11 protein-coding genes and 5 tRNA genes are annotated in these 12,309 nt (G+C 41.3%); 15 read left to right on the forward strand and 1 reads right to left on the reverse strand.

From position 1 onward, the window contains the following. Window positions 1-168 precede the first annotated feature (168 nt). Complete coding sequence (locus tag SCALIN_RS16845) at window positions 169-1,425, reverse strand: ABC transporter permease (protein ID WP_096895630.1); 1,257 nt, start codon at window positions 1,423-1,425, stop codon at window positions 169-171. A gap of 203 nt (window positions 1,426-1,628) precedes the next feature. On the opposite strand from SCALIN_RS16845, the gene aroC reads away from it, so the two are divergent. From aroC to rpoB, 15 genes are all read left to right on the forward strand, one after another. After that, a complete protein-coding gene (gene aroC / locus SCALIN_RS16850) occupies window positions 1,629-2,759 on the forward strand; it encodes a chorismate synthase (RefSeq protein ID WP_096895631.1) in 1,131 nt (376 codons plus the stop codon). A 64-nt stretch (window positions 2,760-2,823) separates the two neighbouring features. Beyond that, window positions 2,824-2,895: transfer RNA gene (locus SCALIN_RS16855), tRNA-Thr, on the forward strand. Between the two features lie 55 nt (window positions 2,896-2,950). Next, window positions 2,951-3,032, forward strand: a tRNA-Tyr gene (locus SCALIN_RS16860). 200 nt (window positions 3,033-3,232) lie between these two features. Next, window positions 3,233-3,303: transfer RNA gene (locus tag SCALIN_RS16865), tRNA-Gly, on the forward strand. Window positions 3,304-3,486: 183 nt separating this feature from the next. Next, window positions 3,487-3,558 (forward strand) — tRNA-Thr (locus tag SCALIN_RS16870). Between the two features lie 101 nt (window positions 3,559-3,659). After that, complete coding sequence (gene tuf, locus SCALIN_RS16875; RefSeq protein ID WP_096895632.1) at window positions 3,660-4,862, forward strand: elongation factor Tu; 1,203 nt, start codon at window positions 3,660-3,662, stop codon at window positions 4,860-4,862. A gap of 21 nt (window positions 4,863-4,883) precedes the next feature. Then, window positions 4,884-5,033, forward strand: a complete 150-nt coding sequence (gene rpmG, locus SCALIN_RS16880; RefSeq protein ID WP_096895633.1) for a 50S ribosomal protein L33 — start codon at window positions 4,884-4,886, stop codon at window positions 5,031-5,033. Between the two features lie 8 nt (window positions 5,034-5,041). Then, window positions 5,042-5,119 (forward strand) — tRNA-Trp (locus SCALIN_RS16885). Between the two features lie 33 nt (window positions 5,120-5,152). Further along, on the forward strand, window positions 5,153-5,611 hold the full coding sequence (gene secE / locus SCALIN_RS22870) for a preprotein translocase subunit SecE (protein WP_203415542.1): 459 nt from the start codon (window positions 5,153-5,155) through the stop codon (window positions 5,609-5,611). A gap of 181 nt (window positions 5,612-5,792) precedes the next feature. Beyond that, on the forward strand, window positions 5,793-6,341 hold the full coding sequence (gene nusG, locus SCALIN_RS16895) for a transcription termination/antitermination protein NusG (protein WP_096895634.1): 549 nt from the start codon (window positions 5,793-5,795) through the stop codon (window positions 6,339-6,341). 28 nt (window positions 6,342-6,369) lie between these two features. After that, entirely contained in the window at window positions 6,370-6,795 is a 426-nt protein-coding gene (gene rplK / locus SCALIN_RS16900) for a 50S ribosomal protein L11 (protein ID WP_096895635.1), read from the forward strand. A gap of 30 nt (window positions 6,796-6,825) precedes the next feature. Next, window positions 6,826-7,515, forward strand: a complete 690-nt coding sequence (rplA, locus tag SCALIN_RS16905) for a 50S ribosomal protein L1 (RefSeq protein ID WP_096895636.1) — start codon at window positions 6,826-6,828, stop codon at window positions 7,513-7,515. A gap of 29 nt (window positions 7,516-7,544) precedes the next feature. Continuing rightward, window positions 7,545-8,066: a 50S ribosomal protein L10 gene (gene rplJ, locus SCALIN_RS16910; protein WP_096895637.1), complete on the forward strand. Its 522-nt coding sequence runs from the start codon at window positions 7,545-7,547 to the stop codon at window positions 8,064-8,066. A 36-nt stretch (window positions 8,067-8,102) separates the two neighbouring features. Beyond that, on the forward strand, window positions 8,103-8,522 hold the full coding sequence (gene rplL / locus SCALIN_RS16915) for a 50S ribosomal protein L7/L12 (protein WP_096895638.1): 420 nt from the start codon (window positions 8,103-8,105) through the stop codon (window positions 8,520-8,522). Window positions 8,523-8,567: 45 nt separating this feature from the next. Continuing rightward, on the forward strand, window positions 8,568-12,245 hold the full coding sequence (gene rpoB / locus SCALIN_RS16920; RefSeq protein WP_096895744.1) for a DNA-directed RNA polymerase subunit beta: 3,678 nt from the start codon (window positions 8,568-8,570) through the stop codon (window positions 12,243-12,245). The last annotated feature ends 64 nt before the right edge of the window (window positions 12,246-12,309 follow it).

The raw sequence follows: 12,309 nt of genomic DNA on the forward strand, positions 1-12,309 counted from the left end.
TGCAAGTCAAACTTTTTGAATTTGCCAGAAGTTAATAATACGGATGGTTTAACTTAAGTGGCTTTATAATATAGCCTTATACTTTTATTGTGATTTCAGTAGATGTTTTTCGGTTTAATAAAGGCTAGTCAGGAGGGAGAAGAACAGGTGTGGTCAGGCCTCATTATACTACTCATACCTAAGTGTCTCGATCGGGTCTAAACGTGCGGCTTTCAGTGCCGGATATATGCTGAATAAAACACCGCATGCAACAGAGAAGGAGATAATAATAACTATACTCTTGATGTCAACAACGGTTGGTATTTCGTTAAAATAATAAACTTCAGGCGGAAATGGTCTCCAGCCAGAAAGATTGTATACTGTTTTCTCGATCCAATTAATTCTATTTATAAACGCAAGTCCAACCCCTGTCCCTATTGCAGAGCCGAAGAGGCCAATAAACAGGCCATTCATAAGGAAAATAAGCATTATGCCTTTGGTTGTTGCTCCTAACGCTTTAAGGATACCAATATCTTTTGATTTTTCAAATACGATCATTGTTAAGATTGCGAGTATGTTGAACCCTGCTACGATAATAATAAAAAACAGGATAAAAGCCATAACACGTTTTTCAAGAGCGACAGCTTTCAGGAAAGTACCACGTACTTCTTCCCATGTCTGAATGTAATAACCAGGTCCAAGTTCCCTTTGAAGCTGTTCTCGCACTATCGGTGCATTTTTATAATCATCCAGTCTGACACTTATTCCTGTAGCGGAGTCCTTTGTCCCGGCTAAGTCCTGTGCGATTTCTAGTGGAATATAAACATAGTTTTTGTCAACGTCATACATGCCGGATTTAAATTTTCCCGAAAGAATAAACGGTTTAACGTTGATCTTATCCCACCCCTTTATTGATACTAATACAATTTTTTCTCCATTCGGTACGAAGCTTTCAGGGTTGGTTTCAGGATCGCCTTCTCTGATACGAAGTAGTTCAATGCCACCAAAAGCACTGGGAGTTTCTCTCTCTCCATGAACAGCTAGTAAGTCTTGAGGTTTGTTGCCAAACTGTTTTATGTAGTTTTCAAAATCTCCTACTTTTGCTTCCGCAACAGGGTCTATTCCTTTAAAATAGGTGAATTCCTTTGCGCCTCTTACGTTGAGTAATGCGGGTCCTTCAATATACGGGGCACACGCATTAACATGTTCAAGAGACTCTACTTTTTTAAGGACCTCTTTGTAATTGTCTAAGCCGTAGATACCTCTTTTTTGAACAATAAGATGTGCTAAAGTACCTCTTATTTTTGAGCGTAATTCTTTATCAAAACCGCTCATTACAGATAATACTACTACTAAAGTCATCACTCCTACGGCAACACCAGCAACCGCAAAAAAGGTAATTTTCTTTCTTCGAAGATATCTCAGGCTTACAAATAATTTGTACATTTTAATTAATTCAATAATTTGTGTGTTTGAAAAATACTATCATAAGCGTATGGGTATTAGCAATTAAAAATCCGTGTATGCGGTCGCAGTCCACTTCTGTTTTGTGCTGAAACAAAGTGATATTTAAAAAAAGCTTGAAGAAGTTATATTTAAATATAGAATAGCCGAATTATCTAATATTTAAAAGGTTTTTAGGGTTTTTAATGCTGACTTTTACTACAGCTGGTGAATCGCATGGGAAGTGTCTGGTTGTGATAGTAAATGGATTTCCTGCGGGGGTCCGTTTGGATGAATCCGCTATAAATCAGGATTTGAGAAGGCGCCAGGGCGGTTACGGTAGAGGCGGAAGGATGAAGATTGAAAGTGACTGTGTGTCCGTTTTGTCTGGAATAAGGAAAAATATAACTATTGGAAGCCCTATTTGTTTTAAAATAGAGAATAAAGATTACAAAATAGATAAATTGCCAGATGTTACAAGGCCAAGGCCGGGGCATGCCGATTTGCCGGGGGCTATTAAGTTTGGCCACAGGGATGTTAGGAATATCCTTGAAAGGGCAAGCGCTAGAGAAACTGCAGCTAGAGTTGCTGCGGGGTCTTTAGCAAAAATATTGCTCGCTAATTTTGAAATCAATGTTTTGGGCTATGTCAAAAGTATCGGTGGTATAAATTCCAAAAAAACAATTAAAAACCCGGAAGAAATATATAAGGCTAGGAATAAAAGTAAGGTCTATTGCCTGGATAAAGCGGCTGAATCGAAAATGATTGAAAAAATCAAGAAGGCAAAGGCGGATGGCGATTCTCTTGGGGGTGTTATAGAAATAATTGCTTTTGGGGTTCCAGCTGGACTGGGGAGCCACGTACAATGGAATCTGCGATTAGATGGGGTCCTGGCTGGTGCTTTGATGTCTATACAGGCGATAAAAGGAGTAGAAATCGGCCTTGGGTTTGGTTTTTCTAAAAAATTTGGTTCTCAGGTGCATGATGAGATATTTTATTGCGAAGAAGAAGGTGTTTTTAACCGGACAACTAATAATGCCGGTGGAATCGAAGGTGGCATTACGAATGGTGAGGTTTTAATCGCAAGAGCTGCGATGAAGCCCATTCCAACCCTCATGAAGCCATTGAGGTCTGTGGATATTGTTACAAAGAAGCCGGTAGATGCATCAACTGAGCGTTCTGATGTTTGTGCAGTGCCTGCTGTTTCTGTTGTTGGCGAGTCTGTTGTAGCTTTTGAAATAGCCAGGTGTTTCATGGAAAAATTTGGCGGTGATAGTCTCGGTGAAGTAACCAGGAATTATAAGGGCTATTTAGAGCAGTCCTGTCGTATAATTTAATAATAAATTATGTAGTTTTATCTTGAAAAAATAAAATATTCTGATAACATTCAAAGGCTTCGTGGCTAGCGTAGCTCAACGGCAGAGCAGCTGATTTGTAATCAGCAGGTTGCGGGTTCGAATCCCACCGCTAGCTCATACTTATTCTGCATAGAATAAATTCTTGAGTTTGGGGTTTATCTGAATATTGTGGGGAGGTACCCGAGTGGCCAAAGGGGACAGACTGTAAATCTGTTGGCATAGCCTTCGGAGGTTCGAATCCTCCTCTCCCCATTTTTTATTAGGTTTATCTGATCTTTTGGTGTGATAGTAAAGTGCTGGTTGTGGGCAAATGTTTTAAATGTTGGCTCTAAAGTTGTTTTTTGTTTTCAAGAAATCATCACTGGGGTGTCCCAATTCAAAGGAAAAATACAGGAACATGGATCATTTTGTTTCTGCATACCTAATTGTAAGCGATAGTTCAGGCTGGATAAGCGGGCGTAGCTTAATGGTAAAGCCCTAGCCTTCCAAGCTAGCCATGCGGGTTCGATTCCCGCCGCCCGCTCTTATTTAAAGCAGGCAAGGTAGATTCTATAATTATCAATCATTATGCGTCTTTTGTTCTGTTATTGTGAGGATTGATATTTTTTTTATATTATTAAAAAAAGTTTTTGACATCTACTGTATTTGTGTTAAACTAAAATGCTTTCCGCTATATCCTAAATCTTTTGGCAGTTTTGCGTTACATGCTGCTGTGGCTCAGGGGTAGAGCACGTCCTTGGTAAGGACGAGGTCATGGGTTCAAATCCCATCAGCAGCTATCATTCGTGCGAGTGGATTCCGTAAATAAAAAATGTCTTTTGCGTTGTTAATATATAGTTGAATTTACAGTAAATTTGAAATTTGTAGGAGTTGAGTGTTATGGCCAAGGAAGTATTTGAAAGGACTAAGCCACATGTAAATGTTGGCACGATAGGTCATGTGGACCATGGTAAGACTACGTTGACGTCGGTGATTACAAATACAATGGCGGTGAGTGGGCAAGCCAAGGCGAGGGCCTTTGATTCAATAGACAATGCGCCGGAGGAGAGGGAGAGGGGTATAACGATAGCGATAGCGCATGTTGAATATGAGACAGAGAAGAGGCATTATGCTCATGTTGATTGTCCTGGCCATGCTGATTATGTAAAGAATATGATAACCGGTGCTGCTCAGATGGATGGTGCGATATTGGTGGTGAGTGCGCCGGATGGTCCTATGCCTCAGACGCGAGAGCACATCTTCCTTGCGAGGCAGGTGGGTGTTCCCAGGATAGTTGTATTTATGAATAAGATGGACCAGTTGGAAGATCCCGAGTTGGTGGAGTTGGTAGAGATGGAGATTCGGGAGTTGTTGAGTAAATATGAGTTTCCGGGGGATGATATTCCTGTGATCAAGGGTTCGGCGATAAAGGCCGCAGAATGTGGCTGTGCGAAGACGGAGTGTGAGCATTGTGGTCCAATACAGCAGTTGATGGATGCGTTGGATAGTTACATACCGGATCCGGTTAGTGAGATGGACAAACCTTTTTTGATGTCAATGGAAGATGTGTTTAGTATAAAAGGTCGAGGGACCGTGGGCACAGGCCGAATGGAACGGGGAATATTAAAGGTTGGAGACGAGGTAGATATCGTTGGTATGGTCAAGGAGATAAGCAAGACGATGGTAACCGGGGTTGAGATGTTTAATAAGACTCTTGAAGAGGGTATGGCTGGTGACAATGTTGGCGTGTTGCTGAGAGGGGTTGAGAAGGATGATTTGGAGCGAGGTCAGGTGTTGGCGAAACCAGGCAGTATAACACCGCATACCAAGTTTGAGGCGGAGGCATATATATTGACGAAAGAAGAGGGTGGCAGGCATACGCCTTTTTTTAATGGATACAGGCCTCAGTTTTATTTCAGGACAACGGATGTAACAGGAGTGGCGACTTTATTGGGTGGTGCGGAGATGGTGATGCCCGGTGACAATGCTAATTTGCAGATAGAGTTGATAACACCGATAGCGATGGATAAGGAGTTGCGGTTTGCCATAAGAGAAGGTGGAAAGACCGTAGGCGCTGGTGTTGTTACTAAAATTATTGAATAATAAAAATAGAATTAAAGTGTAATGGCGAACTATATAACTTTAGCATGTACAGAGTGTAGCAACAGGAATTATAGAACAAGTAAGAAGGTGAAGCAGGTAGAGCGCCTGGAATTAAAAAAGTTCTGTAAATTTTGCAGGACGCATACGCCACATAAAGAGCAAAAAAAATAGAAAGAGAAAGGTCTGTAGCTCTAATCGGCTAGAGCACCGGATTCCAAATCCGGGTGTTGGGGGTTCGAATCCCTCCAGACCTGCCAGAATGTTTTTTTTAGATTTGATGGGTTGAAGTTATGACATTTAACATTTATAGGAAGGGTCTAGGTGTATACGCAAGAAGTGCAGTAGCAGGTCTTTTTGGGCTTGCTGCAATATTTGCGGCATACTCTCTATATGGGGCAATGATAGACCTTCCGGAGTTGTATGCTGGCTCAAGGGTGCCAATATTAGGAATTAGCTTGACGTGGGGTGGGGTAGGGGCATGTTCCCTTTTTGTTGTCTGTTGTATGCTTATCTGTGTTTTTACTACCGGTTTCGAGGTGGGGCTTAAAGGGTTGGATAATAAGTCCAAAAAGGCGGTTGAGTTTTTTATAGAAACACAAACAGAGCTTCAAAAGGTTTCGTGGCCAGCTAGAAGCGAATTAATCGGGTCTACAATTGTTGTTATTGTCTGCTTGGTTGTCTTGGGGGTTTATGTTTTCTGTGTTGACTGGGTAGTTTCGACTTTTATGAAGGCTATAGATATATTGTAAAGATGTTGTTGTGTTCAGGGCTGAAAGCGTTAAGTTTTTGTGTTGGGTTCATGTCTATTCTAACATCATTAATTAATTCCAAATTAGCTGTGTAGTGCCAACCGTTTTTCTGCTGCGTGTGTTATAGCAATATTTGGTTGTATTGTATTTTAGTTTTGGATAAGCCTTTTGATATTGGATTATGGCAAAAAAGTGGTTTGTTCTTCGTGTTCAAAGCAACAAAGAAGATAAGGTCAAAGGTGATCTGGAAAAACGGATTAAGATGCAGGGGATTGAAGGTCTTATACCGCAGATATTAGTTCCGAGTGAAAAGGTGTCTGAGATTAAAGGCGGTAAGAAGAGGGTTGCTGAAAGAAAGATGTATCCTGGCTATGTAATGGCAGAAATAGAGGTTGATGAAAAAGGGGAGATTCCGGAAAATGTTTGGTATATGATTCGTGATGTGCCAGGCGCAGGGGATCTTATCGGTGGCGATACCAGGCCGATAGCAATGGAGAGTAGCGAGGTTGAGCGATTATTGAAAGAGGCGGAACGGGCGGAAGAAAAGCCGAAAGCGAAAATAGAGTTTCACATTGGGGATCGTGTGCGGGTTAAAGAGGGTCCTTTTGAGAATTATGAAGGGGTGGTTGAAGAGGTTTTGCCTACTAGTGGGTGTTTGAAGCTGATGCTTACGATATTTGGTAGGCCAACTCCTGTGGAGTTGGAATACTGGCAGGTAGAAGCCTTATAGATGTTTTTTTGGTAATAGGAGTTTTTTAATGGCAAAAGAAGCTGACGCTAAGATAAAATTACAAATTCCTGGAGGGCAGGCAACGCCAGCTCCTCCGGTTGGTCCGGCTTTAGGACAGCATGGGGTTAATATAGGCCAGTTTGTAACTCAGTTTAACGAGAAGACTAAAGATTCCCAGGGGATGATATTGCCTGTTGAAATCTCTGTTTTCAGGGATAAGTCTTTTACTTTTATTATTAAGTCGCCTCCTGCTGCTGTATTGCTCAAGAAAGCGGCAGGTATAGCAAAGGGCTCTTCTGAGCCTAACAAGGAAAAGATTGGCAAGGTTACTAAGGCCCAGATTGAAGAGATTGCAAAAATAAAGCTACAGGATCTTAACGTGAATAAACTTGATATGGCCGGAAAGGTTATTGAAGGTACTGCTCAGTCTATGGGTATAAAGGTAGAAGATTAGAATTATTTTGAATTGTGAAGGAAATTAATAATGAAGTTTAGAAGCAAGCGATATGTTGAATCTGGCAAACTGGTTGACAAGTCAAAGGAATACGGGGTAAAAGAGGCAGTGTCGATCGTAAAGGCGTGTAAGCAGGCTAAGTTCGATGAGATGGTTGATATTGTTATGAAGCTGGGCGTGGATCCTAAGCACTCAGATCAATTAGTTCGTGGGTCGTTCTCGTTGCCGAAGGGAATTGGTAAAGAGGTAAGAGTGGTTGTTTTCGCTAGCGGAGAGGATAAGTTAGGGCTGGCGAGAACGGCAGGTGCCGTAGAGGCTGGTAGTGATGATTTGCTTAAAAAAGTTGAAGGGGGTTGGCTGGATTTCGATGTGGCAATTGCTACGCCTGATATGATGGGAAAAGTAGGTAAGCTGGGTAGGGTTCTGGGGCCGCAGGGTAAGATGCCATCTCCAAAATCCGGTACTGTAACTAACGATATTCTTAATGCAGTAAAGGAGTTTAAGGAGGGGAAGATTGAGTATAGGACAGACGCTGGTGGAAATGTTCATGTTCCGGTGGGCAAAGTCTCCTTTCATGATGAAGATTTGATTGAGAATATCGAATCGTTTATAAAGCATATTGTGGGCAATAGGCCACCTGCGGCAAAAGGTACTTTTGTGCAGAAAATATCAATTTCGTCTTCTATGGGTCCAGGTGTAAGGGTTGCTCTGGCAGCATAGTTAAACTATTTATTAAAAAGTAATAAAAAATGTCTAAAGCATTAAAAAAATTAATTGTTGAAGAACTTGTAACTGATTATAGAGATAAGAAAAACTTCGTTTTGGTGAATTTTAAGGGAATAGATGCTCAGCAGACTAATGTACTCAAGAGGGATTTGAGTGATAAAAATATCAATTCGAGGGTTGTAAAAAATTCTCTAGCTGCCATTGCTTTCGAAGAAATAGGTATTTCCGGGCTGGGTAAGATGCTTGAGTTGCCAACGGTTGTTGCGACAAATGAAGACGATCCGGTAGAGTTGGCTAAAACATTAAAAGGATACTCTGAGGAGATATCGGGGTTTGACATTGTAGGTGGATGTGTGGATGGTGAGTTGATGTCGATTGAAGATATTGGTACCTTGGCGTCTATTCCGTCTAGAGAAGTAGTTCTAACGCAAATAGTGTTTGCAATAAATGCCCCTGCCGTTCAACTGGCAAACGTGTTCAATGCCACGGCTAATAATCTTTGTCAGGTCTTGCGCGCGATAAAGGAAAAAAAGAGTGAAGTTTAACATATAATAAAGATTGAAAGGTAAAAGGAGGAAACTATGACAACAGATACAGAATTGGAGAAGGCTGAGTATACTGAAAAAATTACCCAGGTGCTAGATCTGGTTGAGGGAATGAGTTTGCTTGAGGCTTCTCAATTAGTGAAGGCATTTGAGGAAAAATTTGGAGTTTCTGCTTCTGCTGCAATGGCTGTTCCTGTTGCGGGTATGGCGCCAGCTGCGGGTGATGCGGCTGCTGCAGAAGAAAAAAGTGAATTTGATGTTGTGCTGAAAGAGGTTGGCGCAAACAAAATTCAGGTTATTAAGGCAGTTCGTGCGGAAACTGCGCTTGGGTTAAAAGAGGCAAAGGCATTGGTGGATGCTGCTCCTAAACCGATAAAAGAGGGTGTTGCAAAAGATGACGCAGAGAAGATTAAGAAGGCCTTAGAAGATGCAGGTGCAGTTGTTGAGCTTGTGTAAGCCGTTTTTTTGAAATATACGTATCTAGAAAAAAGTATGAAAAAGATGAAAATAAGGAATTATGGTAAGGTTGCAGATGTGATCGAGTTTCCTGATTTAATTAGGACACAGACTAAATCATATTCTTCTTTCCTGCAGGAAGATGTTCTTCCGCACAAGCGTAAAGATTACGGACTGGAAGCTATTTTACGTGAGACTTTTCCGATTAAAAACTATGACGAAACGGTTGCTCTGGAGTATTTGAAATACGAAGTAGGAAAGCCTAGATACACTCCGGATGAGTGTAGGAAGTTGAAGTTGATTTACGGTAAGCCTCTTCGGGTATGGTTAAGGCTGAATATGGAGGAGCCAGTAGAGGAGGCCGTTTACCTTGGAGAAATTCCTGTGATGATTGGCGGCGGTGAGTTCATAATAAATGGAACAGAGAGGGTTATAGTAACTCAGCTTCATAGGTCGCCAGGTGTTGATTTTGTTGAGGAGTTACAGGCGGAAAAGAGGCTGCATTCCTGTAGAATTATTCCGGAAAGAGGAAGTTGGATTGAGATGGAAGTTGGTAAAAAAGGCTTATTGACCACAAGGGTGGATCAAAGTGGTAAATTTCCTGCGACTTGTTTTCTCAGGGCTATGTCGGAAAAATACTCAAAGGATGAAGATATTATCAGGCTTTTTTATGAAACGGAAACTGTTGATATTAAAGATTCGGCTTCAATAAGTGCGCTAAAAGAAAAATACATAGTGGGTCGGTTGATAAATCCGGAAACAGGTGAGATTATATTGGAAGCAGGTCGGCAAATAACGGAGGATATGGTTAGCGTAATATCAAGTTCAAATCTAAAGAAGATTGAAGTTATTACAAAAATGGATGATCCGTTGGTGCTTAATACCTTGGAAACTGATTATACAGAGTCACATGAAGATGCGTTATTAAAAGTGTATACGAGGTTTAGACCTGGAAATCCTCAGCAGTTAGATAAGGCAAGGCAGCTGTTTCATGATAAATTTTTTGATTCTAAAAGATACAAGCTTGGACTCGTTGGGCGTTTCAGGTTGAACAGAAAGCTGGGACAAGAGGTGTCTATAAATGAGATGACATTGAAGCCTGAAGATTATATAAATTCTATAAAATACATAACTACACTTAGAAAAGATGAAGGAAGTATAGATGATATAGACCATCTTGGCAATAGACGTCTTCGGACCATTGATGAGTTGTTTGGGGAGGAGTTGCGTAAAGGTTTTCTGAAGCTTAGAAGGACGGTGCAGGAAAGAATGAATATTAAAGACCATGATCAGTTGACACCAAGAATACTCATAAACTCCAGGACAATATTCTCAGCGATAGAATATTTTTTCAGTCGTGGTGAGCTCTCTCAGGTTTTAGATCAAACAAATCCTCTGGCACAGCTTACACATGAACGGCGTCTTAGCGCCTTAGGGCCAGGTGGTCTGAATAGAAAGAGGGCTGGCTTTGAAGTTAGAGATGTTCATATTTCTCATTATGGTCGTATCTGCCCTATTGAGACGCCGGAGGGAACAAATATTGGCTTGATTGCATCATTAAGTATATATGCGTCAACGGACGATTATGGTTTTTTGATATCACCTTACTTAAAGATTAAAAATGGTAAATTGACGAAGGAAATCGTATATCTGCGTGCTGATGAAGAAGAGGGTAAGGCACTTGCGCCTGCTGATACAGCAGCATATTTTGAAGATAATGCTTTAAGTACTGAACTGCTGGCACGATTTAGTGGAGATTTCAAACTTGTCAATGTAAAGGATGTAGATTACATGGATGTATCTCCGAAGCAGTTGGTAGGCGTATCTACCAGTTTGATCCCGTTTCTTGAACATAGTGATGCTAATAGGGCGCTTATGGGATCGAATATGCAGAGGCAGGCTGTGCCGCTATTGTGTACGGAGCCGCCTCTTATTGCTACAGGTATGGAAAAAGTTGTTGCGCAGAACTCCAGTATGGTTGTGCGTGCAGAAAACGCGGGTACGATTACTAAAGTAGAGGGTGAACAGATAATTATAAATGAAAATGATGTATATAATTTAAGAAAATATGTTGGTTTGAATGAGGGCACATGTTTGAATCAGAAGCCTATTGTGGTAGAGGGACAAAAGGTTAAGAAAAATGAGATAATAGCGGACGGAGCCGCCACTTGTAACGGTGAATTAAGCCTGGGTAAGAATGTGCTTGTAGCTTTTATGACATGGGATGGCTATAATTTTGAGGATGCTATTGTAGTCAGCGAAAGTTTGCTTAAGAGGGACAGCTATACGTCAATACATAGGGATGAGTTTGAAGTTGAGATCAGGGAGACGACGCTTGGTAGGGAAGAATTTACCAGAGATATACCTAATGTATCAGAAAAGGCTCTCAGTAATTTAGATGAGAATGGTATTATTCGTATTGGGACACATGTTAAACAGGGAGATATACTTGTGGGGAAAATTGCTCCGAAGAGCAGAAGTGAATTGTCCCCGGAAGAGAAACTGCTGTATGCGATTTTTGGTAGAGCAGGAGAAGACGTTAAGAATGTTTCTCTGGAAGTGCCTTCTGGAGTTGAAGGTATTGTAATAAATACGCAGCTGTTTTCTCGTAAGGCTAACCTTTCGGATGAAAAAAAGAAGAAAATTGCGAGTGAGGCGATCAATGTAGAAGAAAAATTTGATAATGCGATATCAAAAGAGTTTGTCACTATGATCGGGGAGTTGGAGCAAGTCTTTGGTGGCGTTCTTGTAAATTTGGAAACTGGCAGCCAATTAATGCTGTCAAATGCAACTGATGTTGCACAAATTCTAGAACTGCAAGATCAATTTGACGTTCGGGCATATGACCCAGGTAGTAATAAAAAAAATAGTGACAAGGCGCTGAATATATGCGATGAATACAATGGTCGAATTGAATCATTGCGGGAAGATAAAAACTCGAAGATTAGCCAATTAAAAAGAGGTGATGAGTTACCAAGTGGTGTGTTGGAAGTAGCAAAGATTTCAATTGCAACGAAAAGAAAACTGTCTGTAGGCGATAAAATGGCGGGAAGACATGGTAACAAAGGAGTTATTGCTAAAATACTGCCTGTGGAAGATATGCCGTGCTTAGATGATGGAACGCCGGTTGAAATGATATTGAACCCATTAGGTGTTCCTTCCAGGATGAACGTTGGGCAGATATTGGAAACACACTTGGGGTGGGCGGCAAAAAAATTAGATTTCCAGGCGGTTACCCCAATTTTCGATGGAGCCAAGGAATCAGAGGTAAGAGATACCTTAATAGAGGCAGGGCTTCCGGAGGACGGTAAAACTGTTTTATTTAACGGGCGCACTGGAGAACCATTTGAGCAGATGGTGGCAGTTGGCTATATGTACATGCTGAAATTGCATCACCTGGTTGACGAGAAGGTACATGCCAGGGCAACGGGTCCATATTCACTGATAACGCAGCAACCTCTAGGGGGAAAGGCAAGATTTGGTGGGCAAAGATTTGGAGAGATGGAAGTGTGGGCATTAGAAGCTTACGGTGCAGCTTACAATCTACAGGAGCTTTTAACGGTAAAAAGTGACGATGTAGAAGGGCGTACAAGGATTTATGAGTCGATGGTAAAGGGAAAAAATACACTGGAAGCAGGAACTCCTGCTTCGTTTGAAGTGCTTTCAAAGGAGGTTGAGGGGCTTGGGCTCTCTTTGACACTGGAGAAAGAAGAAGTATTATAATCATATTATGATGTGGTTGTGGAGTAGCCGTTAAGCGAGAGTCTGAACTTTTTAATTCTGCCTG

The organism is Candidatus Scalindua japonica, from assembly GCF_002443295.1.
Taxonomy (GTDB): Bacteria; Planctomycetota; Brocadiia; order Brocadiales; family Scalinduaceae; genus Scalindua; species Scalindua japonica.

Bases quoted from the DNA above. Each gene is read 5' to 3' on its own strand.
- SCALIN_RS16845 (WP_096895630.1), bottom strand. From the start codon at position 1,425: ATGTACAAATTATTTGTAAGCCTGAGATATCTTCGAAGAAAGAAAATT.
- aroC (WP_096895631.1), top strand. From the start codon at position 1,629: ATGCTGACTTTTACTACAGCTGGTGAATCGCATGGGAAGTGTCTGGTT.
- tuf (WP_096895632.1), top strand. From the start codon at position 3,660: ATGGCCAAGGAAGTATTTGAAAGGACTAAGCCACATGTAAATGTTGGC.
- rpmG (WP_096895633.1), top strand. From the start codon at position 4,884: ATGGCGAACTATATAACTTTAGCATGTACAGAGTGTAGCAACAGGAAT.
- secE (WP_203415542.1), top strand. From the start codon at position 5,153: ATGACATTTAACATTTATAGGAAGGGTCTAGGTGTATACGCAAGAAGT.
- nusG (WP_096895634.1), top strand. From the start codon at position 5,793: ATGGCAAAAAAGTGGTTTGTTCTTCGTGTTCAAAGCAACAAAGAAGAT.
- rplK (WP_096895635.1), top strand. From the start codon at position 6,370: ATGGCAAAAGAAGCTGACGCTAAGATAAAATTACAAATTCCTGGAGGG.
- rplA (WP_096895636.1), top strand. From the start codon at position 6,826: ATGAAGTTTAGAAGCAAGCGATATGTTGAATCTGGCAAACTGGTTGAC.
- rplJ (WP_096895637.1), top strand. From the start codon at position 7,545: ATGTCTAAAGCATTAAAAAAATTAATTGTTGAAGAACTTGTAACTGAT.
- rplL (WP_096895638.1), top strand. From the start codon at position 8,103: ATGACAACAGATACAGAATTGGAGAAGGCTGAGTATACTGAAAAAATT.
- rpoB (WP_096895744.1), top strand. From the start codon at position 8,568: ATGAAAATAAGGAATTATGGTAAGGTTGCAGATGTGATCGAGTTTCCT.